We start from the raw sequence: 24,151 nt of genomic DNA on the forward strand, positions 1-24,151 counted from the left end.
GCACCATGTGCAAGCTACCCTGCACAAACTCCCCGCATAATTACAAAACCAGGCCTAACCCTTGTAAAAGGCGGAAAAGCGTCTGGATTATTGTTAACAATTTGATAATACAGTTATAACCAATCTAATTCGGCAAAACTCAGACCTTTGCAGTGTAAAATCTGAATGCACTTTAAGCTTAGCCTGACTACCTAAGCTGAGAAAGAAACTCCGGGGCAGCCTGACTAACTGCCCGTAAAAACACAGGTTTTGCACACGGAAAAAACTGGCCGTAACATGTCCAGCCACTTAGCGTGTTTGTATTAATTAGTCACGACTTAAGTATTTTATTCTCACTAAAAAAAGTTAAGAATCGTGAACAACAAAATGAAAGGGACTCTAGCAGTTCTCTTCTCACTTCTGCTACTCAGCGCCCAGACACAGGCGCAGAGCGTTAACAAATCCAGATTTGGCAAAGGCTTGCAGTTTATCGCCGCCGACTCCTCATTCAGCCTTAAGTTCAGCACGCGTTTTCAGATGCTTTACCAAGGTGGCATCAACACCTCCTCTAAAGAGCTCGACGATCGTTTCCTGATTCGCAGGGCCCGCCTTAAGTTCGAGGGATTCGCTTATTCGCCCAAGCTGGAGTATAAAATTGAGCTGGGCCTCAGCAACAGCGACATTGGCAACGGCAACCACGCGGTATCAAACAATGCGGATAACATTATTTTGGATGCCGTTGCAAAATGGAACTTTGCTCCAGGCTGGGAACTGTGGGCTGGCCAGACCAAGCTACCCGGAAACCGCGAGCGCATCGTCTCCTCCCAAAAAATGCAGTTCGTGGACCGAAGCCTGCTCAACTCACGCTTCAACATCGACCGGGATGCAGGCTTGCAACTCCACCACGAACATCGGCTAGGCAATGCCGTCGTACGCGAAATCGCCTCGGTTGCCATGGGAGAAGGCCGCGACATTACCGTGAACAATGCCGGAGGCTATGACTATACCGCAAAAGTAGAAATAATGCCCTTCGGAGAGTTTGAAGGAGACGGCGCATATGTCGGCAGCGACATTTATCGCGAAGAGACCCCAAAGCTCGCCATTGCCGCCGCTTATGACCTTAACGACAATGCGACACGCTCCCGGGGCCAACTAGGCGACTTTTTAAGCGACCAGCGCGATCTGCACACCCTGTTCCTGGATGCGATGTTCAAATACCGCGGTTTCTCTGCCATGACCGAGTACGCCAACAGCAGGGCCACAAAAGGACCTGTGGTGGTACGCTCCGATGAGGGGGCTGTAAAAGAGACCTTTGTGACAGGGAACGCTTTTAATTTGCAGGCAGGCTATCTATTTCCGAACAATTGGGAAGTGGCAGGCCGCTACACCACATACAACCCAGAGCGGGTAACCAGCCTAAATCCGCAGGAGCAATATACCCTGGGCCTCTCGAAGTACATTGTAGGCCACAGCCTGAAGGTGCAAAGCGACGTTACCCTGCAGGACCAGCCCGGAAAAGACAATAGCTACCTTTTCAGGCTACAGCTGGAGCTGGCGCTCTAAACTGGAAAAGCTTAACAATAAGTTAACATGGCTAAGTTCTTAATCTGGTTGCTTCTGCCTCTCTTTGCGCTGCAAAACAGTAGGCACAGCACTTGGTTTAGCACTTTTACAACCAGTTAACAAACATTATAGTATAGCAGCAAAAGTGTATGCTGCTGCTGATCAGATTAAAAATAACCTGTAAACCAAAATCCAACTCTGGCTTATGTTAAAGTTTAAACTTAGAAGCGTAAAATTAAACGCGGCAATATTAATGGGTGCAACGCTCCTGTTCAGTGGCTGCGGTGGAAACAACAGCGACCAGGCAGACACAAAGATGTCCGGCAGCATTCAGATTGACGGTTCCTCTACGGTGTACCCCATCACGGAGGCTGTTGCGGAAGAATACCGCACCGAAGCACCTAATGTAAAAGTAACGGTGGGCGTATCGGGTACTGGCGGCGGCATGAAGAAATTCACACGCGGCGATATCGACATTGTGGACGCCTCCCGACAGATGAAACCATCGGAGGATAGCCTGGCCAAAGCCAACGGCATCTCTTATATTGAATTACCTGTGGCATACGACGGCCTGACAGTGGTCGTGCACCCGGAAAACAACTGGGTAAAGGAGATCACGACTGCCGAGCTGAAAAAGATATGGGAGCCTTCTGCTCAGGGCACCATCAAGAAATGGAACCAGATACGCCCGGAGTGGCCTGACAAGGAGATCCATTTGTATGGCCCAGGCGTAGAGTCCGGCACTTACGATTACTTTACCGAGGCTGTAGTAGGAGAAAGCGGTGCAAGCCGTGGCGACTATACGGCCAGCGAAGACGATAACGTGCTGGTGCAAGGCGTATCTACTGACCCTTTGGCGCTTGGATTCTTTGGCTATGCCTACTTTGAGGAGAACCAGGACAAGTTAAAGGCCATAGCAGTAAATAACGGCAAAGGGGCTGTGTTTCCTTCACTCGAAACCGTGAAAGACGGCTCTTACGCGCCACTTTCCCGTCCGCTGTTTATTTACGTTAACTCCAAGGCCGCGCATAACCCTACCATTGTGCCGTTTGTAAACTTTTACCTGGACAATGCCGCCGAGCTAAGCCAGGAGGTAGGTTATATTCCACTGCCAGCCAATATGTATAAAGAGCAGAAAGAGAAGTTCAAGCAGTTTACCCAGACCGCAACACAGCAATAACATTCATCTTAAATTTTTGCCCCCGGGCCATGCTTCTTTTAGTAGTAGCTGGCCCGGCGGCAATTAACTAACTTCAGCGCCTTGAAGGTATCCGAAAAAATTATCGAGGGCTTATTGTGGTTGTCCGCCGTCATCACCATACTCATCACCATTGGCATCATCTGGGTCCTGCTCTCCGAGTCTATCAGCTTTTTCAGAGTGGTGTCTATTTTTGATTTCCTGACCGAAAAGGAATGGACCCCGCTTTTTGCCGATAAGAAATTTGGTATCATGCCCCTGGTGGCGGGCACTTTTTTGACTACCGGAGTGGCCATAGCCGTGGCCCTGCCCATTGGCTTAACCATCGCCGTGTACCTGAACGAGTACGCGCACGCCAGCATGAAACAGTTCGTGAAACCCCTGCTGGAAGTGTTGGCTACCATCCCAACGGTAGTGTATGGCTTTTTTGCCCTGACAGTGGTCACGCCTTTCCTGCAAACCCTTATCCCTTCGCTGGCAGGTTTCAACGCCTTGTCGGCGGGCATTGTGATGGGGGTGATGATCATTCCGATGATCTCCTCTTTAAGCGAGGATGCCATTAGCTCGGTACCGCGCTCTTTGCGTGAGGCTGCCTACGGCATGGGCTCTACCCGTTTACAAACATCTTTTGGCGTGATGGTACCCGCTGCATCATCGGGTATTCTAGTGTCGGTTATACTTGCCATTTCCAGGGCAGTGGGCGAAACCATGATCGTGGCCATAGCCGCCGGCCAGCAGCCGCGCCTGACCCTGAACCCCCTGGTTCCCATCGAAACTATTACCACCTACATTGTGCAGGTCAGCCTGGGCGATGTGGCGCAGGGCTCCTTAGAGTATAAAACCATCTTTGCAGCAGGTATCACGCTTTTCGTTTTCACGTTTGCGCTGAACAACCTTAGCTTCTGGATCAAAAGCAAATACCAGGAAAAATATGACTAACTCTGAGAAAAACAGGCTGAAGGATAAAGCCTTTCAGGTTTTTGGTGTTTTCTGCACCCTGATCGGATTAATAGTGCTGGCCATCTTCCTGTTCGACATTATCCTGGAAGGCGCTACCCGCATCGACTGGGACTTTCTGGTGAGCCTGCCATCCCGGCGGGCCAGCCGCGCCGGCATCCTGACGGCCTGGGTCGGTACGCTTTGGATTCTGGTCCTGACCACGATTATCGCCTTCCCTTTGGGGGTATCGGCGGGCGTTTACCTGGAGGAGTATGCCCGCAAAAGCAAAATGGCTAACTTTCTGGAGATAAACATTGCCAACCTGGCAGGTGTGCCCTCCATCATCTATGGCTTGCTGGGGCTCGAGATCTTTGTGCGCCAGATGAAACTGGGCGGTAGCCTGCTGGCCGGTGCCCTTACCTTGTCGCTCCTCATCCTGCCCATTATCATTGTAACCACCCGCGAGGCGATCAAGTCGGTGCCCCGCAGCATCCGCGACGGCTCTTATGCCCTGGGCGCCTCAAAGTGGCAAACGGTTTGGAACCAGGTGCTTCCGGCATCGTTTGGCGGCATCCTGACAGGCATTATCCTGGCCCTGTCTAGGGCCGTGGGCGAGGCGGCCCCTCTGATTGTGATCGGTGCCCTGGCTTATGTCCCTTTTACCCCCTCCTCACCGCTCGATGAGTTTACGGTGTTGCCTATCCAGATCTTTAACTGGACCTCGCGGCCGCAGGAGGAGTTTCTGACAAACGCCGCCGCCGCCATTATCATACTTTTGATCATCACTTTCATGCTGAATGGTATTGCCGTATACTTGCGTAACAAGCAGCAGAAGAAAATAAAGTGGTAAGCCTATACTGATGAGTAAAAAAATAAACAAGCTGGAGGCAAAAGACCTCAATGCATACTACGGCGCCTTTCAGGCCCTGAAAGGCATTAACATCGCCATGGAGGAGAAAGCAGTGACGGCTTTTATCGGCCCGTCGGGCTGTGGCAAGTCCACGTTTCTGCGCACCTTCAACCGCATGAACGACTACATCGAAGGGTTTACGGTGGAAGGCCAGATCCTGCTCGACGGCAAAGACATCTACCAGAAAGAAGTGCGGGTGGATGAGCTGCGGAAGGAAGTGGGCATGGTGTTCCAGAAGCCTAACCCTTTCCCTAAAACCATTTTCGAGAACGTGGTGTACGGCCTCAAAATTCAGGGCATCCGCAACAAGGCGGTACTGGAAGAGGCGGCGGAGAAGTCGTTGCGCCGCTCCGCCCTCTGGGATGAAGTGAAAGACAATCTCAACAAGTCGGCCCTGGCCTTGTCAGGAGGGCAGCAACAGCGGCTTTGCATTGCCCGCGCCATGGCCATAGAGCCATCGGTTATCCTGATGGATGAGCCAGCCTCGGCCCTGGACCCTATCTCTACCGCTAAAATTGAAGAGTTGATCTACGAGTTGAAGAATGATTTCACGATCGTAATCGTAACGCACAACATGCAGCAGGCAGGCCGCGTTAGCGATTATACGGCATTCTTCTATATGGGTGAGCTGGTGGAGTTTAACAAAACAAAAACCATGTTCACGAGCCCGAAAGATGAGCGCACGCAGAATTACATTACGGGTCGTTTCGGTTGATCAGGTCAATCGTACTTTTAAGTTCTTTTGTAGATTCTCACCCCTAATCTTAAATAACCCATGCCGCACATAGATACCGAATTAGACCGCCTGAAAAACAAGCTCCTGGAGATGTGGGATCTGGTGGAATACCAGCTGCAAAGCGGCCGCGAGGCCATGGTGAATGCTGACCAGGAACTGGCCAAGCTGATCGTGAAACGCGACCGCAAGGTAAACCAGTTCGACATAAAGATAGACCGCATGTGCGAGAACTTCTTTGCCCTGTTCACGCCTGTGGCCGTGGACCTGCGCCTGGTACTGGCGGTGCTTAAGATCAACGCAAACCTGGAGCGGATCGGCGACACGGCCGAGGGCATTGCCCGTTTCGCCCAGAAACTGGAGGCGCAAATAGAGCCCGAACTGCTGGAGACAACCCAGGTGTTGCCCATGTATGAAGAGGCCCTGAGCATGTTCACCGACTGCCGCATCGCTTTTAAGGACAACGACCCGAAGCTTGCCAAAGAGCTGATCAAACGCGATAAGGTCCTGAACAAGATCTACCGCAAATCAGATGGCGTGGTAACCCGGTACATGACCAAACACCCGGAAAGAATATCTGAGGCCCTGGCCCTGCTCTCTATCATCAAGAAACTGGAGCGCGTAGGCGACCAGGTGACCAATATTGCAGAGGAGGTTATCTTTTACCGCGAGGCCAAAGTGGTAAAGCACAGGCAGGACAAGAAAAGGAAGAAAGACGGCGATAACGGGAAGGCAAAATAAGCCATTATTCCGGTTAAAACTTACAGCTACAAAAGAGCAGGAACCGCCACGGTTTCTGCTCTTTTCACTTTAAGGTAATTCGTCTGCCGCCTGCAAGATCCGCGTGGCAGATGCCCTCCACATTGCTGCATGCTTTCCTACATATTCTTAGCCCTGCGCGCAGCAGCCAGTTATTCCCGCCTTTAGCAATTCCAGCTTTTGCGTTGTACCTTTGCGTTAAATTTAAGAAAGCAGTGCTGTTTAAAGAGATCATATACCTTATTCAGAAGGACCTGGTGCTGGAATGGCGGCAAAAGTATGCTTTTAACGGCATGCTGCTTTACGTGGGCAGCACGGTGTTTGTGTGCTACCTGAGCTTTGGCCTGCGCTCTAATGTGCTCACGGTGCCGGTTTGGAACGCGGTGCTCTGGATCATACTTTTGTTTACCTCGGTAAATGCCATTGCCAAAAGCTTTATGCAGGAGAACCGGGGCCGGCTGCTCTACTTCTACACCATCGTGAGCCCGCAGGGGGTCATACTTTCAAAGATCGTGTACAATGCCCTGCTCATGCTGGTGCTGGCTGTTATTTGCTTCGTTTTTTACGGCTTTGTGCTGGGCAACCCGGTGCAGGATGTGCCCATGTTCCTGCTTACCATTCTGTTAGGAGCTATCGGTTTTTCTACCTCGCTTACCATGATCTCCGGCATCGCCTCAAAAGCGGCCAACAGCAGCACGCTGATGGCAGTGCTCAGCTTTCCGGTTATCGTGCCCATGCTGCTGATGCTCATTAAAATGTCAAAAAACGCGCTGGACGGCCTTGACCGTAGCACCAGCCTCGACGAACTGCTGACACTGCTTGCCATAAACATGATTGTCGTCACTGTTTCTTATATCTTATTCCCGTACCTTTGGCGTTCGTAAGGCAGCAGGAAACCAGCATATGAAAACACGTGCAAACAGCGCCCAACAGAACAAATCAGCCCAGGGAGCTGTTTTTTTAGCTAAGGCCGCCCAACTGAAAATGTATAAAAACTAAAAAAAGGCCGGGGTCTGAACCGTTAAAGACGCAGGCCCGGTGCTTAAAAAGAAAATGAAGAAAAACTGGTGGAAAATACTGGCGGTTGTCCTATTGGTTTTTACCGTGGTGGCCGGTATGCTTTCAGATGTTCCGCGGCTGGCCATACTCAACGAAACCATCCGGAACCTGTACTTTCATGTGCCGATGTGGTTTGGCATGATCCTGATCCTGTTGGTGTCGGTTGTCTACTCTATCAAATACCTGCGCACCCCTACCCTTCGCAACGATGTGATCGCTTACGAAGCCGCCAAGGTAGGTATACTCTTCGGCGTGCTGGGCATTGTAACAGGCATGGAGTGGGCCCGCTTTACCTGGGGCGAGTACTGGAGCAACGACCCCAAGCAGAATGCCTCGGCCATTGGCCTGCTGATCTACTTTGCTTACCTGGTGCTGCGCAGTTCCTTTAACGAGCAACAGCAACGCGCCCGCATCAGCGCCGTGTACAATATTTTTGCCTTTGCGGCACTTATCCCATTGCTATTTATCCTGCCAAGGCTCACCGATTCGCTGCACCCTGGCAACGGCGGCAACCCCGGCTTCAACTCCTACGACCTGGATAACCGCCTGCGTGCCGTCTTCTACCCGGCCGTGCTGGGCTGGACCCTGCTGGGCATCTGGATCGTGCAGGTGAAATCAAGATTAGAATTACTCAGACAACGCTTATATGAAACTGTTTAGAATACTGGCCCTGTGGTGCTTTATACTTATGGCAACGGCAGGCGCGCAGCAGGTAAAGGCACAGGTGACGGAAACTGAGACTGCCGTGCTTACGGAGCCCGAAGTGGAGATGGCAGATACCATGCGCCAGGACGGGAAAATATACATTGTCGTGGTGGTTTTACTCACGGTGCTGGGTGGCCTGATCGCTTACCTTGTTTCGCTTGACCGCAAAGTGAGCAAGCTGGAAAAGCAAATGCGCGATTAAGCAGCCGGTGGGCATGGTTTTGCGTAAATAAACTCATTCACCTTTAACTTGTTATTCCGGATGAGCATCAGTTTAAACCCAAACCTGTACGTTACCCTTCAGCCCTTAGCGCACGTAAAGCCACACCCGATCAACGATGGCCGCTTCGACCCCGCCTTTGCCTACAAAGTATTGGGCGTGTACAATGCCAGCGAAACATCAGAATGCTTTTTTATACTGAGCAACACGCACAACGAGATCTGGTTTATCTCACAGCGCCACCTTCGGGCACACCAACTCCTCGAATCCGATGCCTTTTACCTGGAGTTGGAGGAAACAGAGAAGGAAAACCTCATGCGCCTGCTGGCAAACGAGGGGACGGTCAGCAACGGGAACGGCAAGCACTAGGTCGCCAACCCAACCGCTGATGTGCAGGCATAAAGTATAAAATAAGCCGCAGGCAAGGGATTTATATTATTCCGTTGCGTGTTAGGCTACAGGAAAAAGAAATACTTATTTTTTGCATAGATGAAAAAGTCACACATCATCGGGATCATCGTGATCGCAGTCGCGATTGTTATCATCATGTCGTCGGTTGGCGATGCCAGTACCTACGTTTCGTTTGGCGAAGCGGTGGCGTTGGCCCAGGACGGCAATCCGGCCAAAGTGCATGTGGTGGGTCGCCTTAAAAAGGATGCGCAAGGCCACATCGTGGGCATGAACTACAACCCTGTCATGGACCCCAACTACTTCAGCTTTACCCTCGTGGATACCAACCGCGTGGAGCAGCAGGTAGTCTACTACAACCCAAAACCACAGGACTTTGAGCGCTCCGAGCAGATCGTGATCACCGGCAGCATGCAGAACCAGGTGTTTGTGGCCGACAAGATCCTGCTCAAGTGCCCCTCCAAATACACAGAGAAGGAAATTCCACAAAAAACAGCAAGCCTCTGATTTAGCTGTCTGTTTAGCGGTATGCGCGGAAATCTGAATGCGCCCCTAACGCTTAACTGGTAGCTTTTAACTCTTAACTATTTTAAAATGATTAATACGCTGATTGGGGATATAGGCCATGTAAGTGTGATCGTAGCCTTTGTGGCGGCCATTGTGTCTTCTTACGCTTATTTCAGGGCGTCCAGGACCAACGTGGAAGTTTCCGGTGACACCAGTTGGATCACCATGGCGCGGGGTGCGTTCTATGTGCACGGGGCCGCCGTGCTCCTGGTGGTTTTCGCCCTATTCAACATCATACACGAGCACCGCTACGAATACTATTATGCCTGGAGCCACTCGTCCAATCACCTGCCGGTTTACTACATGATCTCCTGTTTCTGGGAAGGGCAGGAAGGCTCTTTCCTGCTCTGGATTTTCTGGCATGTGGTGCTGGGCATGGTACTGATCAAGGGAAGCAGGAAAAACAAAGTATGGGAAGCGCCTGTGATGGCCATTTTCTCATTCGTGCAGCTGTTCCTGACCTCCATGATCCTGGGTGTGGTGATCGGCGACCTCAAGATCGGCTCGTCCCCGTTTATCCTCATGCGCGATTTCATGCCCAATGCCCCGGTGTTTGCCATGGACCCGAACTTTGTGCCCCAGGATGGCACGGGCCTGAACCCGCTGCTGCAGAATTATTGGATGGTGATTCACCCCCCTACCCTGTTCCTGGGTTTTGCCACGACGCTTGTGCCCTTTGCCTATGCCATTGCAGGTCTCTGGAAAGGCGAGTTTACGGCATGGGTAAAACCTGCTTTGCCCTGGGCCCTGTTCGCAGGCGTTGTGTTGGGTGTGGGCACGGTAATGGGTGCCTACTGGGCTTACGAAACGCTTAACTTCGGCGGCTACTGGAACTGGGACCCGGTTGAGAACGCCGTTTACATTCCGTGGCTGGTGCTGGTGGGTGCCATACATACCATGGTGGCTTACCGCCGCAGCAAATCGGGCCTAACTGCCTCTTTTATACTGGTTATCACCTCTTTCATACTTATCCTGTATGCCACCTTCTTAACACGAAGCGGTATTTTGGGCAACGCATCGGTGCACTCCTTTACTGACCTGGGCCTTTCGGGCCAGCTGTTCACCTACCTGGCCGCGTTTACCGTGCTGGCTGTTGCCCTGCTGGTGTATAACTGGAAAAAGATCCCGAGCACCGAGAAAGAGCTGTCTACCTACAGCGGTGCGTTTTGGGTATTTATCGGTGCAGCCGTCTTGTGCCTGGCAGGCTTTCAGGTACTCGTTACTACTTCTATCCCGGTATACAACGCGTTCCTGGGCTTTATCGGCATCGACTCAAACGCGGCCCTGCCCGCCGACCAGATCGCCCACTACACCAAGTTCCAGCTTTGGGCCGGTGTGGTGGTGGCCATACTCTCTGGCATTGGCCAGTTGCTGTGGTGGCGAAAAGAGGACAAAGGGAGCTTTATGGAGGCCATCACGCTGCCTGCCATGCTTACCCTGCTTTTTGCCAGCCTTGTGATTGTGCTCTCTAAGCTGGGTGTCCTTAACAACGAAACGATCTCAAATCCTGTGTATATCACGCTGCTGGTCGCGGCCTTGTTTTCGGTATTCGCTAACTTGAGCATTATTCTAAGCCTGCTGCACAAAAAGGTAACGCTTTCAGGTGGTGCGGTGTCGCATATAGGCATTGCCCTGATGCTGATCGGTATCCTGTTTTCTTCGGGCTACTCGCACATCATCTCGCAGAACACCTCGGGTATGGTATACTCACGCGAGTTTCCGGATGATGTGAACCGCGACAATGTACTGCTGTGGCGCAACACACCCGTAGACATGGATAAGTACTCCGTTAGTTACCATGGCCAGTTTCAGGAAGTGATCGGGGTGCCCGGCTACGTAAACCGCGAACTGCTCTTCCCGACCGCGGACGAGTACAAAGCCATTGCCCGCGGTCCGATTAAAGCAGGCGACAAAGTATACTTTGAGACCGGCGACACGCTGGCCCTGCTCTCACCGGAGAACATTTACTACCAGGTGGAGTACAAGGAACGCGCAAGCGACAAGGCATTTACGCTTTACCCACGCGCCCAGGTAAACCCGAACATGGGCCTGCTGGCCTCCCCGGACATACAGCATTTTGCTACCAAAGACCTGTACACGCACGTATCATCGGTGCCAGACCCGAACGAGGAAAAGGACTGGGGCGAATTAAAAGAGTATGAAGTTACCCCCGGCGACACCATCATCCTGAACGATTACGTGGCCATTTTTAACGGCATAGAGCGTATTGAAAAGGTACCTGGCGTGCCGTTGGCGGCAGGCGACGTGGCAGTGCAGGCCGACATGAAGATCATGGGGGAGAACAAGAACTACCACGCACACCCGGTGCTGATGATCAAAGACAAGCTGATGGGGCGCCTGCCTGAGGAGATCCCTGACCTGGGCCTTCGCATTACGTTTCTGAACATCGACACAGACAACAACAGGTTTAAGATCGGCGTGAATGCCACCCAGAAAGACTACATCATACTAAAGGCCATGGAAAAGCCTTTTGTGAACATCCTTTGGATCGGAACGATCATTATGGCGCTTGGCTTTGTTATGGCCATCGTGCGCCGCAACCAGGAAGGCCCTGTTCAAAACCAAAAGGGTAAAACACGGAGGCAAAACAAGAGAGTGCAGGCTGCCTAAAAAAACTTTTCATGCAGTTTTAGTTAAAGCAAATAGCCCGCACGCATCCCGTGGGGGCTGTTTGCTTTAGAGCATGCTAGCACTTAACTTGGCTAAGTTAACCATACCTATGGAAGTACAGCACCCTAAAAAAATAGCCTTTATCGGGGCCGGCAATGTGGCCTGGCACCTGGCCCAGGCCCTTGCCGCAGCGGGGAACCAGGTTGTTTCGGTATACAGCCGTACTGCCGCTTCCAGCGAGGCGTTGGCTGCGTTGCTGCCCGGCGCACTGGTTAGCAGCAACCTCGACCTGCGGTCCGGTAACGCAGACCTGGTGCTGTTGGCTGTGCCGGATGCCGCACTGGCATCGGTTGCCAGCCGCTTACAAGTAGCACCGGGCACGCTGGTGGCGCACACCTCAGGTTCGCAGCCCCTCACGCTGCTTAACCAAGTGAGGGGGGCAAGGGCGGGCGTGTTCTATCCCTTGCAAACTTTCTCCAAAGCAAAGCCCCTGGCGCTAAAAGAGGTGCCTGTTTTGGTAGAAGCCCGGGATGAGCATTCGCTGCTGGAGCTGATGGAATTGGCAGCCGGCATCAGCGACAAGGTGCACCAGGTAACTTCTGAGGCCCGCAAACAGCTGCACCTGGCCGCTGTGTTTGCCTGTAATTTCACCAACCACCTGTTGGGCATCAGCACGCAACTGCTGCAGGAGGCCAGCCTGCCCGCCGAACTGCTCCACCCGCTTATCCAGGAAACCATAGCCAAGGCCCTGCTGCAGAACCCTTACACGGTTCAAACCGGCCCTGCTGTGCGGCACGATGCCAACGTGGTGCAGGCCCACCTCCAGCTGCTACAGCAGCACCCCCGCTTCCAGGCACTCTACCAGGCCCTGACCGCCAGCATCCAGGCAACCGGACAATAAGCGGGTGCGCCCAACTATTTCAGGGCATTGCGGTTAAAGTGCAAGGTCATAGAGCAGCCTATACTTTGATTCGGCTGCCAAGCTTCGTAAATTGCAGCCAAAATAGAAAAGAGATGAAAGTTGTTAATATAACGTTTAAATTCGCTGACGGCTCACCAGACGTGGTTCACCCTGCTGTAGAGGGAGAATCGGTGCTGGATGTAGCCCTGAACAATGATATAAAGCTTCAACACAACTGTGGGGGCGTGTGCGGATGCAGCACCTGCCATGTTTACATTGAGGCTGGCATGGAAGACCTTCCGGAAATTTCAGATAAAGAGGAAGATTACATTGATCGCGCCGTAGACCCGCGCATTAACTCCCGACTGGGTTGCCAGTGCGTGGTGCAAGGCAACGAAGACGTGGTGGTTACGATACCTGAGCAGGACTTCCTGGGCCATTAATACAATTAAGTTTAACAATCACCACTTATCAAACCCTTTGATAGGTGTTCACTGCTAATTGAGAAAGAGATGACGAAAGGTTTCGAATTGCCGATCCATTGGAACGATTACGAGGATATAGCCATGGCCCTGTATGAAAAGTTCGGCGATGAGTTTACAGAATCCAAAATTTACCGCATCCGCTTCACGGAACTGCTGGAGTGGGTACTAACATTGCCCAACTTTAAAGGCACCCGCGAGCAAGCCAACGAAGGGCATCTGGAGCAGATCCAGGCAGCCTGGGTGTATGAGTGGCGCGACAACCAGGATTAATTTACTGATGCGCATGGCGCATATATCATATTAAATCTATATTTTTAAAGGTTCTTTCTTGTAAAGAACCTTTTTTTATGAACGTTCAGCATGGCAATTACACAAACCGACCTTACCCGCATTAACACATTTGTTTTTGATGTAGATGGCGTTTTAACCGATGGCTTACTCTACTGCTTTGCCGATGGGGAGCAGGTGCGTGCCTTCAACATTAAAGATGGGTTTGCCATTAAGCATGCCATTGGCCAGGGGTATAACGTGGCCATTATATCCGGCAAAAACGAACCCGGCGTATGCAAACGCCTGGAGCAGCTTGGCATTGAGGACATCTTTTTGGGGATAGACGATAAAACGGTAGTCCTGGAGGATTACCTGTATACCAATGGCATTCACCCGGCCATGGTGGCCTATATGGGCGACGACATGCCGGATTATGACGTGATGCTGCGTTGTGGCTTCCGGGCCTGCCCTGCCAATGCTGCCGACGACATCAAAGAGATCGCCACCTTTGTCTCATCCAAAGATGGCGGCCAGGGCGCCGTAAGGGAGTTGATTGAGAAAGTAATGAAAGAGCAGGACACCTGGTAATTCGATGTTATGCCTTTATTCCTATTGTATATAAAATTAATTTTAATACCTTATTGTATATATTCAAATTAATTTTTAGTTTACGGAGGAATTAATTACCAATTATTTTTTAAATTTTATGAAGACAGGAAAAGTAAAATTCTTTATGGAATCAAAAGGTTTCGGATTCATTACAGAAGACGACACAAACGAAGATTTCTTTGTACATGTTACCGGCCTGAACGGTGTTCAGATACAGCAGCATGACCGCGTTGAGTTCGATACGCAGGAAGGTAAAAAAGGGATCAACGCTGTAAACGTGAAAAGAATATAGTAAAAATATACTTAGCCGTTGCAGAAAAAGCCCTTGCGCCTCGCAAGGGCTTTTTTTTAATGCTTGCCTTTTTGCCGTAGCGCTGTACCTTTACCGGCGTTTAAACCTGCCAGTAGTGAAAGCTCTTTTACACCTTATCCGATTCCCCAACCTTGTGCTGATCATCCTTAGCCAGGCGCTTGTGCAGGCGTGTTTGCTGGCCGATGGCATAAACTGGACCAAGGCGCTGGAGCCCTCCTTTGCGCTGCTCACCTTTGCCACTGTCTGCATCGCGGCGGCGGGTTACATCATCAACGATTATTACGATGTCAAGATAGATGCCATCAACAGGCCCGAGCGCATCCTGGTCGGCAGGGCCATACGCCGGCGCAGGGCCATGTTCGCGCACATCATACTTTCCTTTACAGGCGTTGCCATTGGCTTCTGGCTGTCACTGCCTGTGGGCCTTATTAACCTGGGTGCGGTATTGTTGCTTTGGGGCTACTCGGCCAGGCTAAAGAAAATGATGCTGATCGGGAATGTGGCAGTTGCCCTCCTGTCGGCATCCATGCTGCTGGTTGTCGCTGTCTACGATAACACCTTAAATAAAATAACGCTGGGCTATGCCCTGTTTGCCTTGCTGATCTCCCTCATCCGCGAGATCATAAAGGACATGGAAGATGTGAAAGGCGACGCCTCTTTCGATTGCCGCACCCTGCCCATTGTGGCCGGGCTGCGCAACACAAAGCTGGTACTCTATCCGCTGATAGCTGTTTTCCAGGCCTTTTTGGTAACTGTTGTGCTGCACCCCAAAACCAACCTGCTCTTTGATGTGTACATGGTGCTGCTGGTGTTACTGCCCAGTGTGTGGCTGGTGGTCAGGCTGGTGCCCGCCGATAAAAAACGAGACTTCACTTACCTGAGCAATCTGAACAAGCTCCTGATGCTCTCGGGCATCCTCTCGATGTTACTGGTTGGCTGATAGCGCATAAAAAAAGCCTGACGAGTTCTCGTCAGGCTTTTTTTATAGTATTCCATTACGTTTACTGCACGATCACACGCTGGGTGTTTACATGGTTGCCATCCTGTATTTTAATCACATAGGTGCCCTTGGCAACATGCTGTAAATCGATGCGCACCAGGCCGTTTACATTTTGCCTGGCAAGCACCGTACGGCCCATCATATCTAGTACCGTAATGTTGGCGCTTCTGGCACCTGCCACATCTACGTTAACCGTGCCCGTGGTTGCTGTAGGATACACGGCATAGCTGCCTGCTTGAAAGCCTTTGCTGATTGCGGTTGGTGCAAGTGCCTCCACGCGCTCGCTTTTGCTGGCCAGTACCTGGTTGTTGCCTACCTCTACCAGGTGCAGGGTATAGTTGTAAACGCCGGCTGCATGAAACGTTGCCCGCAGCCCCATATTGTTTGCACTGCTCAGCGCAATGCCCGTCTCCGGACTTAGAAGCGCCACGCCATCAGCGCCGACAGATACTGTGCTGTAGGTACCCTGGGCATTAAGTGCCTCCAGGGTGATGTTACCTGCCTGGGTAGGGTCGGCCAGCGTTAAGCGCACCAGCACCATGGTTTCAGGGGCCACATCGCCAACAGTTGCTGAAACAGTAAACGCGCTTGGCTCATCTTTTACCACATTTTCTTTGTTGTCCAAGGTAGAGCTGATCGCTGCGCTCTGAAATTCGGTTACCATGACGTTCTCGTTCTTGGTTGCCACTACTTCGTTTCCGTCCAGTTTTACTAAACCCAATGTATAATGATAGGTGCCCGGCGCGCTGAAAGTAACCCGGAACATCAGGTTATTAAAAGCAGAAAGCGCAATGCCTGCTTCAGGACCGAAAGCCACCACGCCGTCGCTGCCAATGGCCAGCGCCTGGTACACCCCGTTCTCGTCCTGCAGTTCCAGCTTCACCTGGCTGGCCTGGGTAGCATCTGCTAAAGTCAGTCGTCCACGCACTAGTGTTTCGGGCGCCAGCACCGCCGAAGACGCGGACACGCTAAACGCTACCGGCACCGTGGTTCTGATGCCTTGTTTTGTGTTGAGCGTAGAACCAATAGCTGTTTCAGAAACAGTTACCGTTTCGTTGACCTCAGCCAGGATGGTGCCATCGGGCCGCACCAGCATGAAAGTATAGTTATAAACGCCAGGGGCCGAAAAAACGGCTTTAAACAGGTTCTCGCCAACCGTGCCGGCATCAGCCAGCGGATAACCGACCTCCGGCCCCAGCACGATCACTCCCTGGGCATTGAAAGGAAGGGCTTCGAACTCGGTTCCTTCGGCATTGGTTGAACGGGCAAGCTGCAGATTCTGGGCCTGTGCCGGATCAGTCAGCACAATTTTCAGGTTCACGAGTTCACCTTCGCGCTCGCCAGCCTTTACGATAGGGTGGAACAGGTTCTCCTTTCCCTGGATGAGGAATGGGTAAGCATCGAGGGTGGTATTTACGGTTGGCTCCGCAAAGTTTACCACAACGGTTTCATCCGCCATCGCCACCACCTCGTCGTTGGCGGCGTTAAGCAACTTTAATGTATAGGCAAAGGTGCCTACCTCAGAGAAAAGCGCCCGGAAGGCAATGGTTTGGTCAGCAATACCGATACCGGTGACAACAGCGGTGCCCGCTGTGCTCACCGGTACGTTTACCCATGTTGCTCCGTCTAAAGTATACTCCAGGGTTAAGCGCATGGCCTGCGAGGCCACTTTGTCGCCTGTCAGCTGAAACACGATCTTGCCGTTTGTCCCGGCAGGCACATCGCCCTGGTTCAGCACCACACCAAACGGGATCAGCACATTCGCTTTTACAGGCGATTGGGATGGCAGCGTGGAGGAAATAGTTGCCGGGGCGGCCCATGCGGATGCGTGGGTTAAAATGCCGGCGATCATTAACAGGATGGATAGGATACGTAAAGGTGTTTTCATTGAATAAGGATTTAAAGTATTAAAACAAGATGAATGCTATTGAGGGATAACTGCCATAAAAAAACCCACAGACTTCTCTGCAGGCTTTTTTATCAATAAGTAAGGCATAAATTATTTTACGATAAAGCGACTACCGGCCACTTCATTTCCTTTTACAATTTTAACGAAGTAGGTGCCTTTGGCAAATTTTGTTGTGTTTACCTGCACCGTACCTGTTGCGTTATTCAGCTGTAGTACCACTCTGCCTAACATATCTGAAACCGCAATTGAAGCGTTGCGCACATCACCCAGATCTACTCTAACAGAGCCAGAGGCAATGGTCGGGTATACACTGATGCGGGTGTCACCCATCATGTCATCTATGCCCGTTGTAGTTGCTACAGTCACAGACTCTGCGACAGAGGCAAGCACGGTAGCATCGCCGGCTCTTACAAAGCGAAGTGTGTAGGCGTAAGTGCCTGCTTGTGCAAAGCTGATTCTCATGAGTTGGCTGATGCCGGCTGCTGCAAGGGTCTCGCCATCTGCAGGGCCGATGGTGGCCACGCCGCCCTCGGTAAAGGTCAAAGTCTGAAAGTCTACTTCATCGCCTGTTGTGGCTGCTCTGTTGGCGTTATACTGCAACGTGATGTTGTCGCGCTGCGCCGGATCAGTCAGTACAATCTGGATGTTCCCCTTAACCCCGGCAAAATCATTGGCCGTGACGAATACCTGCCATACTTCTGCTTGGTCAACTACGATTTCTTTCTCCTGAGCCACAATATCCAGCGTCCCGTCAATGGTAGGGAACTGTGTAGGCTGCGTTACAGCAACAGACCCGGATGTGGTTGCCACAGTTTGTGGGGTGGCCTCTGTCGTAACCATGTTCAGGGTGTAGTTATAGGTATTGGCCTGGTTAAAGAATACCTTGAAATCGTAGGCAGTGGCAGTAGCCGGATAGGCAAATCCTGCCTCGGGGCCAAACGTAAACATGCCGTTCGTTCCTCCTGCCAGCGTCGTGTACTCCTGCTCGCCGGGCGCTTTATACTGCAGTACAATGTCGCCTTCCTGATATGGGGTAAAATTAAACTGCCCCCTAACCATCTGGTTGCTGCCGCCCTGTAAGGTTACGGTGAACTCTTCGGTGATACCTGCCCGAACGTTGGTCAGGCTGCCAAGCGTTGTTGACACAGACTGGGCAAACCCGTACCCGTGCACAACCATAGCCAGAAGTAAAGCAATGCTTATTCGTAAATATGTTTTCATTCTTAAAAGTTTACAGTGAGTTATAATTTTTATTTAGGATGGTTCATCACATTATCAGCTTGTATACGCATGAGCGGAAGATTGATACAAAAAAAAATACGATATATAGTTAAACACCTATAAAAGGCTTATAATCAATACATATATTTTTCTATATTTTGTATAGCTTACAAATAGCAGTACAAAAAAAGCTGGCTGAATGGGCAATAGTTTTCGGGCAGGCCATCACCAACTAATTACCTGCGCGCTTATATTTGCAAACGATATGGTACAGCACAACAGAGAACTTAGGGGGAAGGCGCACGAACTCCTTTTAAAATTTGGCCTTCGTAAAACCGCCTGCAGGACAGATGTGCTGGAACTGTTCCTGCACCACCCTTTTGCGCTCTCGCATGCTGATCTGGAGCGGCTGCTCGGCGATGACTATGACCGGGTTACCCTGTACCGCACGCTGCACTCTTTTAAGGCGCACGGGCTGGCGCACAGCATCCACGATGTGAACGGCACCCTTAAATACGCCTTATGCAAAGAGGCCTGCAGCCTGCACCAACACCAGGACAACCACATTCATTTTAACTGCAACCGCTGCAGCCAGACGTTTTGCCTGGATGAGGTACACATTCCCGCCACAGCTTTACCGGCTGGGTACCACATGGAAAGCCTGCATTTTTCTGCGCAGGGTGTTTGCGTGTATTGCAGCGCCGTAACCGCACTTACTTAAAGGGGTAGCCTTCCGTTAACTACTGCACGCGTGCTGTAAATACTTGTAGTCAACTATAAAGGGATAGGACGAGTATAAATGTGCAACCAAGTTTTTTGATCCTATGCTGCGCCAGAAAAAATCTGTAACTGCTTTTCGTAAACTGGTAGCCTCCCCGGCTAAGTTTCGTTTGTTTATGCTTGCCCGGCTTCCGATGGCTTACATGGCCGACTTGCGGGTGAAGAGCGTTGCCGAGGATCGCGCCATGGTAACGATACCCTACAAATACCTCAACAAGAATCCGTTTGGCTCAATTTATTTTGCCTGCCTCAGCATGGCGGCCGAACTCTCGACGGGTGTGCTGTGTATGATGCACGTTTATAAGTCTGATCCTGCTGTTTCTATGCTGGTGGTGCACATGGAGGCCGACTTCACGAAAAAGGCAGTGGGCAAGATCACTTTTATTTGTGAGGATGGGAAAAGGATTCAGGAGGCAGCCGAGCAGACCAAGATCACCGGCGAGGGCGTAACGGTGGTGGCCAGCAGCAGAGGGTTGGATGAGCAGAACGAGCAGGTGGCTGAGTTCAGGTTTACCTGGTCTCTGAAGGCAAAGAGCAGGTTATTGCGCTAAATATTTTGGCTGGCGTTGCAGCCTGCAACAGCCAGCCTTCCGGATGCTCACGATAAACCACACGGTATTTGACACTTTTATCTATAGTTCGTACATTCGGATAAATCTATCGTTCCTCAAGGAGCTGCACATTGGCTCCCAAACCCCGGCTTATTATGATGCATCCGCAAAAGTTGCCTGCAAAATACTGTTTCCTGTTAGTATGTACAATGGGCCTTACGGTAGGCTGTGCCCTGGCTCAGCGGCCTGAAAAGATCAAAGTAAAGCCAACCGAGGGCAAGCTTAGCGCCTCCGTACGCAACGAGGCTTATTACTACCCCGAATTCAAGCAGGGCGAGGTTGTGTTCAGCAACAGCGTAAAGCACCCCGGCACCCTGAATTACAACATGCTAAGCGGCGAGGTAGAGTTCATCAACAGCAAAAAAGACACCCTTGCCCTGGCGGAGATGTTCAATGTTTATCTGGTTGCCATCGGAGCCGACACGTTTTACTACGACCAGCAGAATCAGAACCTGCTTAGGCTGGTAGCCGCGTACGACAACAGCAGGCTGCTTATCAAGGAGAAATACGAGTTGGCGAACATCAAGAATGTGGGCGCCATGGGCATGGAGTCCAGCACCTCCTCGCCATCGAGCTCTAGCAGCAACCAGAACGTAGACAACACCCTGAACAGGTTAAAGCAAAACGAAAGTATGATTTACGCCGTGAAGCCCGCGTTTTATTTCTCGGCTAAAAACCTTTACCTGCCAGCCAGCAGATCCAGTGCCCAAAGGCTTTTCCCGAAACATAAGGCAGCGATCAAAAAGTATGTAAAGGATAAAGATGTGAATTTCAAAGAAGAGACTGACCTGCGCGCACTGCTCGACTATGCCTCCTCGTTGGAGTAATTTTATATCAGCCTCAAAAAATTCGTTCCTATGGCTAAACCGGCTATATTTGCAGCTTCCTAGCAAGTATACTTTTGGAACGACCAGATAAGAAAAAAATAGTCATTTTTGCTTCGGGTTCGGGGAGCAATGCCCAGCGCCTGCTGGAGCACTTCGAGCACCACCCTGAAATACGCGTGGCCGCCCTGTTCTCCAACAACCCGAAAGCCTATGCCCTTAAAAGAGCCGAGACATACCACGTCCCGGCTCTTTTGTTTTCGAGGGATGCGTTTTACCAGACTGACGAGGTGCTGGAAAAAGTAAAGTCCTTTAACCCCGACCTGATCGTGCTGGCGGGTTTTCTGTGGCTGGTGCCCCAGAATTTCCTGCAGGCCTTTCCCGACAGCATCATCAACATACATCCTGCCCTCTTGCCCAAGTATGGCGGTAAAGGCATGCACGGCAGGCAGGTACATGCTGCCGTGGTACAGGCCGGTGAGGCGCAATCTGGCATCACCATCCACCGCATTAACGCCGAATACGACAAAGGGGAATTTATCCTGCAGGAGCGTTGCCCGGTAATGCCCGGCGACACACCCGAACAATTGGCCGCACGCGTATTACAACTAGAGCACAAATACCTGCCCTTGGTGGTAGAGAAGCTGCTAAGCAAAGAAAAACTGTCCTGAATTTCAATCCATACAAGCAAGCCCATGCAACCTGTTCAAATTAAATCCGCACTGATCTCGGTTTACTACAAAGATCGCCTGGAGCCATTGGTAGAACTCCTGAAACAGCACAACGTGACCATTTACTCTACCGGAGGCACCCAGGCCTTTCTGGAGGAGCAGGGAGCAGATGTTGTAGCTGTAGAGGACCTAACAGACTATCCCTCTATTTTCGGAGGGCGTGTTAAGACGCTCCATCCCAAGGTATTCGGCGGCATCCTGCACCGGCGCGATAACGAGAGCGACCTTTCGGAGCGGGAGCAATATGCCATCCCCCCCATCGACCTGGTAGTGGTAGACCTTTACCCTTTCGAGGAAACAGTGGCCTCGGGCGCATCTGAGAAAGACATCATCGAGAAGATTGACATTGGCGGCATCTCCCTGATCCGGGCGGCTGCGAAAAATTACAAGGACGTGCTCATCGTATCGTCCAGGGAGCAGTATGATGAAGTGGTGGAACTGCTGAAAGAAAACAACGGCTCCACTGAACTGGAAGATCGTAAGCGCTTTGCGACAAAGGCGTTCAACGTGTCCTCGCACTACGACACGCATATTTTTAACTACCTGAACACCGCCGACCAGAATCCTGTGTTTAAGCAGAGCCTACAAGCGGCCACGCCTTTGCGTTATGGCGAAAACCCCCACCAGAAGGGCACGTTTTATGGCAACCTGGAGGCGCTTTTTGAGCAGCTGAACGGCAAGCAGCTTTCGTACAACAACCTGGTAGACGTGGATGCCGCCGTGGCTCTGAGCGCCGAGTTCGAAGCGCCCACCGTAGCCATTCTCAAGCACACCAACGCCTGCGGATGTGCCACTGGCGAGGATATCAAAACAGCCTACCTGAATGCGCTTTCCTCCGATCCGGTGTCGGCCTTCGGAGGGGTAATTATCGCGAACAGGTCGATTGACCTGCCCGCAGCCCAGGAACTGAACAAACTTTTCTTTGAGGTATTGATCGCGCCAGACTTTGATGCCGACGCGCTGGCGCTGCTCAAAACCAAGAAAAACCGTATCCTCCTGAAACAAAACGAGGTGGAGCTCCCTAAAAAACAATTCAAGACGCTGCTAAACGGGGTAATAGAGCAGGACAAAGACCTGGCCACCGAAACAGCGGGCGACTTTAAAACAGTAACGCAGCGCGCACCCACTGCCGAGGAGAAAGAGGCGCTTGTTTTCGCCGCCAAGGTTTGCAAGCACACCAAGTCAAACACCATCGTGCTGGCTACGGACAAGATGATGTTCTCGAGCGGCGTAGGTCAGACCTCGCGCGTGGACGCCCTGCGCCAGGCCATAGAAAAAGCCCAAGGTTTTGGCTTTGACCTGAGCCAGACGGTGATGGCCTCCGACGCCTTCTTCCCTTTCCCGGATTGTGTGGAGATTGCTGACAAGGCCGGCATAAAGGCCGTGGTGCAGCCCGGCGGCTCCATAAAAGACCAAGACTCGATTGACTACTGCGATGCGCATGGCATGGCCATGGTGATGACAGGTGTGCGCCATTTTAAGCACTAGGTATTTCTGAGGCAACACGCCTAGCATGTGGAGATCCCCGGCTATTTAATTTAGCCGGGGATTTTTTTATACACGTACCCCCAAGAACTTACCCTGTTCGCAACGCCCCATTTAATCCGGCCCGGGGCGTTGCGAGGTGCAACTGCATCGTGATAGGACCACTTCTATCAAATAAAAAATTTAATTATGCCTTTGGTTTACCAGTAACATTATTAATTCCGCTGAATTTCACTAATTTTGGCGCAAGTTTTTGACTAAAAATATTGTACATTTAAAATATAACCGGGCTGGACGTGCCTGTACTTCTATAAAATGGGACTTTTTAATTTTCTGACAAGTGATATAGCGATTGACCTGGGTACTGCCAATACCCTGATCATCCACAACGATAAGATTGTAGTAGACGAACCCTCGATTATTGCAGTAGACCGGACAACGGGAAGAGTGCTGGCAATTGGCCGAAATGCCATGCAGATGCACGAAAAAACCCACGAGAACATCAAGACGATCCGTCCGCTGAAAGACGGCGTGATCGCCGACTTCCACGCTGCCGAGGAGATGATCCGGGGCATGATCAAGATGATCGATTCGGGCCGCCGTTTGTTCCAGCCTTCGCACCGCATGGTTATTTGCATTCCGTCGGGAATTACCGAGGTTGAGAAACGCGCGGTGCGTGACTCGGCACAGCACGCAGGTGCCAAGGAAGTATGGATGATACAGGAGCCTATGGCTGCCGCTATTGGTATTGGCATTGACGTGGAGCAGCCCATTGGCTCCATGATCGTGGACATTGGGGGTGGCACCACCGAGATCGCCGTTATCGCGCTCTCCGGCATTGTGTGCGACCAGTCTATCCGTATCGCCGGCGATGTGTTCACCAAAGACATCCTGGATTACATGCGCCGCCAGCATAACCTGCTGATCGGGGAGCGCTCTGCTGAGAAGATCAAGATCGAGGTAGGCGCCGCGCTGACTGAGATTGAGAACCCGCCGGCAGATTACGAGATCCGTGGCCGCGACCTGATGACAGGTATCCCGAAAGTGATCAAAGTTACCTACCAGGAAATCGCCATTGCCCTGGATAAATCAGTTTCTAAGATCGAGGAGGCTGTACTGAAGGCACTGGAGATTGCCCCGCCGGAGCTTTCTGCCGACATCTATGACAATGGCATTCACCTGACCGGAGGCGGCGCGATGCTGCGTGGCCTGGACAAGCGCCTGGCCGCGAAAACAAAGCTTCCGATCCACATCGCCGAGGATCCCCTCAGGGCGGTGGTGCGCGGCACCGGAGCGGCAATCAAGAATATCGAAGGTTTCAAGAACGTCCTGCTAACATAA

Annotated in this window: 26 protein-coding genes; 24 read left to right on the plus strand and 2 right to left on the minus strand. The window is 51.5% G+C overall.

What is annotated here, in order from left to right; genetic code table 11:
* The first annotated feature begins 366 nt into the window (after window positions 1-366).
* The 18 genes from AC4BAN_RS09995 (at window position 367) to AC4BAN_RS10080 (ending at window position 15,189) form a co-directional block, all read left to right on the plus strand.
* A complete protein-coding gene (locus tag AC4BAN_RS09995) occupies window positions 367-1,542 on the plus strand; it encodes a porin (protein WP_490564263.1) in 1,176 nt (391 codons plus the stop codon).
* A gap of 253 nt (window positions 1,543-1,795) precedes the next feature.
* The gene (locus tag AC4BAN_RS10000) at window positions 1,796-2,722 is read left to right on the plus strand and encodes a PstS family phosphate ABC transporter substrate-binding protein (protein ID WP_490564264.1); all 927 of its coding nucleotides are present in this window, start codon (window positions 1,796-1,798) and stop codon (window positions 2,720-2,722) included.
* Window positions 2,723-2,803: 81 nt separating this feature from the next.
* Window positions 2,804-3,679: a phosphate ABC transporter permease subunit PstC gene (gene pstC, locus AC4BAN_RS10005; RefSeq protein WP_490564265.1), complete on the plus strand. Its 876-nt coding sequence runs from the start codon at window positions 2,804-2,806 to the stop codon at window positions 3,677-3,679.
* Window positions 3,672-4,529: a phosphate ABC transporter permease PstA gene (gene pstA / locus AC4BAN_RS10010; protein WP_490564266.1), complete on the plus strand. Its 858-nt coding sequence runs from the start codon at window positions 3,672-3,674 to the stop codon at window positions 4,527-4,529. Before pstC ends, pstA begins: the two co-directional genes overlap by 8 nt.
* Window positions 4,530-4,539: 10 nt before the next feature.
* Complete coding sequence (pstB, locus tag AC4BAN_RS10015) at window positions 4,540-5,304, plus strand: phosphate ABC transporter ATP-binding protein PstB (protein WP_490564267.1); 765 nt, start codon at window positions 4,540-4,542, stop codon at window positions 5,302-5,304.
* Window positions 5,305-5,364: 60 nt separating this feature from the next.
* Window positions 5,365-6,063 (plus strand): phosphate signaling complex protein PhoU, encoded by a 699-nt coding sequence (gene phoU, locus AC4BAN_RS10020; RefSeq protein WP_490564268.1) that lies wholly within the window; start codon window positions 5,365-5,367, stop codon window positions 6,061-6,063.
* Window positions 6,064-6,323: 260 nt separating this feature from the next.
* Window positions 6,324-6,965 carry a heme exporter protein CcmB gene (locus AC4BAN_RS10025; RefSeq protein WP_490564437.1) on the plus strand — a complete coding sequence of 214 codons (642 nt, stop codon included), beginning with the start codon at window positions 6,324-6,326 and terminating at the stop codon, window positions 6,963-6,965.
* A gap of 169 nt (window positions 6,966-7,134) precedes the next feature.
* Window positions 7,135-7,800 (plus strand): cytochrome c biogenesis protein CcsA, encoded by a 666-nt coding sequence (gene ccsA, locus AC4BAN_RS10030; RefSeq protein WP_490564269.1) that lies wholly within the window; start codon window positions 7,135-7,137, stop codon window positions 7,798-7,800.
* A complete protein-coding gene (locus AC4BAN_RS10035) occupies window positions 7,787-8,047 on the plus strand; it encodes a CcmD family protein (protein ID WP_490564270.1) in 261 nt (86 codons plus the stop codon). The genes ccsA (AC4BAN_RS10030) and AC4BAN_RS10035 overlap by 14 nt, the downstream gene beginning before the upstream one ends.
* Window positions 8,048-8,107: 60 nt before the next feature.
* Window positions 8,108-8,434: a hypothetical protein gene (locus AC4BAN_RS10040; RefSeq protein ID WP_490564271.1), complete on the plus strand. Its 327-nt coding sequence runs from the start codon at window positions 8,108-8,110 to the stop codon at window positions 8,432-8,434.
* A gap of 120 nt (window positions 8,435-8,554) precedes the next feature.
* Window positions 8,555-8,980 carry a cytochrome c maturation protein CcmE domain-containing protein gene (locus tag AC4BAN_RS10045; protein WP_490564272.1) on the plus strand — a complete coding sequence of 142 codons (426 nt, stop codon included), beginning with the start codon at window positions 8,555-8,557 and terminating at the stop codon, window positions 8,978-8,980.
* 87 nt (window positions 8,981-9,067) lie between these two features.
* Window positions 9,068-11,671 (plus strand): cytochrome c biogenesis protein CcsA, encoded by a 2,604-nt coding sequence (gene ccsA, locus AC4BAN_RS10050; RefSeq protein WP_490564273.1) that lies wholly within the window; start codon window positions 9,068-9,070, stop codon window positions 11,669-11,671.
* Window positions 11,672-11,780: 109 nt separating this feature from the next.
* Window positions 11,781-12,572: a Rossmann-like and DUF2520 domain-containing protein gene (locus AC4BAN_RS10055; protein WP_490564274.1), complete on the plus strand. Its 792-nt coding sequence runs from the start codon at window positions 11,781-11,783 to the stop codon at window positions 12,570-12,572.
* A 113-nt stretch (window positions 12,573-12,685) separates the two neighbouring features.
* On the plus strand, window positions 12,686-13,015 hold the full coding sequence (locus AC4BAN_RS10060) for a 2Fe-2S iron-sulfur cluster-binding protein (protein WP_490564275.1): 330 nt from the start codon (window positions 12,686-12,688) through the stop codon (window positions 13,013-13,015).
* 69 nt (window positions 13,016-13,084) lie between these two features.
* Window positions 13,085-13,327, plus strand: a complete 243-nt coding sequence (iscX, locus tag AC4BAN_RS10065) for a Fe-S cluster assembly protein IscX (protein WP_490564276.1) — start codon at window positions 13,085-13,087, stop codon at window positions 13,325-13,327.
* A 90-nt stretch (window positions 13,328-13,417) separates the two neighbouring features.
* Window positions 13,418-13,915 (plus strand): KdsC family phosphatase, encoded by a 498-nt coding sequence (locus AC4BAN_RS10070; protein ID WP_490564277.1) that lies wholly within the window; start codon window positions 13,418-13,420, stop codon window positions 13,913-13,915.
* Window positions 13,916-14,033: 118 nt separating this feature from the next.
* The gene (locus AC4BAN_RS10075) at window positions 14,034-14,228 is read left to right on the plus strand and encodes a cold-shock protein (protein WP_490564278.1); all 195 of its coding nucleotides are present in this window, start codon (window positions 14,034-14,036) and stop codon (window positions 14,226-14,228) included.
* A 115-nt stretch (window positions 14,229-14,343) separates the two neighbouring features.
* Entirely contained in the window at window positions 14,344-15,189 is an 846-nt protein-coding gene (locus AC4BAN_RS10080) for a geranylgeranylglycerol-phosphate geranylgeranyltransferase (protein WP_490564279.1), read from the plus strand.
* A 61-nt stretch (window positions 15,190-15,250) separates the two neighbouring features.
* Here the strand turns inward: AC4BAN_RS10080 and AC4BAN_RS10085 are convergent, their stop codons facing one another.
* Together AC4BAN_RS10085 and AC4BAN_RS10090 are read right to left on the minus strand one after the other, a co-directional pair.
* A complete protein-coding gene (locus AC4BAN_RS10085; RefSeq protein ID WP_490564280.1) occupies window positions 15,251-17,137 on the minus strand; it encodes a T9SS type A sorting domain-containing protein in 1,887 nt (628 codons plus the stop codon).
* A 111-nt stretch (window positions 17,138-17,248) separates the two neighbouring features.
* A complete protein-coding gene (locus AC4BAN_RS10090) occupies window positions 17,249-18,379 on the minus strand; it encodes a T9SS type A sorting domain-containing protein (RefSeq protein ID WP_490564281.1) in 1,131 nt (376 codons plus the stop codon).
* A 265-nt stretch (window positions 18,380-18,644) separates the two neighbouring features.
* Here AC4BAN_RS10090 and AC4BAN_RS10095 point away from each other — a divergent pair, with 265 nt between their 5' ends.
* The 6 genes from AC4BAN_RS10095 (at window position 18,645) to AC4BAN_RS10120 (ending at window position 24,151) form a co-directional block, all read left to right on the plus strand.
* Window positions 18,645-19,100: a Fur family transcriptional regulator gene (locus AC4BAN_RS10095; RefSeq protein WP_490564282.1), complete on the plus strand. Its 456-nt coding sequence runs from the start codon at window positions 18,645-18,647 to the stop codon at window positions 19,098-19,100.
* Between the two features lie 103 nt (window positions 19,101-19,203).
* Window positions 19,204-19,710 (plus strand): PaaI family thioesterase, encoded by a 507-nt coding sequence (locus tag AC4BAN_RS10100; RefSeq protein ID WP_490564283.1) that lies wholly within the window; start codon window positions 19,204-19,206, stop codon window positions 19,708-19,710.
* Window positions 19,711-19,919: 209 nt separating this feature from the next.
* Window positions 19,920-20,597 carry a hypothetical protein gene (locus AC4BAN_RS10105; RefSeq protein WP_490564284.1) on the plus strand — a complete coding sequence of 226 codons (678 nt, stop codon included), beginning with the start codon at window positions 19,920-19,922 and terminating at the stop codon, window positions 20,595-20,597.
* 74 nt (window positions 20,598-20,671) lie between these two features.
* The gene (purN, locus tag AC4BAN_RS10110; protein WP_490564285.1) at window positions 20,672-21,265 is read left to right on the plus strand and encodes a phosphoribosylglycinamide formyltransferase; all 594 of its coding nucleotides are present in this window, start codon (window positions 20,672-20,674) and stop codon (window positions 21,263-21,265) included.
* A 24-nt stretch (window positions 21,266-21,289) separates the two neighbouring features.
* On the plus strand, window positions 21,290-22,813 hold the full coding sequence (gene purH / locus AC4BAN_RS10115; RefSeq protein ID WP_490564286.1) for a bifunctional phosphoribosylaminoimidazolecarboxamide formyltransferase/IMP cyclohydrolase: 1,524 nt from the start codon (window positions 21,290-21,292) through the stop codon (window positions 22,811-22,813).
* A gap of 312 nt (window positions 22,814-23,125) precedes the next feature.
* Window positions 23,126-24,151 (plus strand): rod shape-determining protein, encoded by a 1,026-nt coding sequence (locus tag AC4BAN_RS10120; protein ID WP_490564287.1) that lies wholly within the window; start codon window positions 23,126-23,128, stop codon window positions 24,149-24,151.

The organism is Pontibacter sp. GD13 (assembly GCF_058216355.1).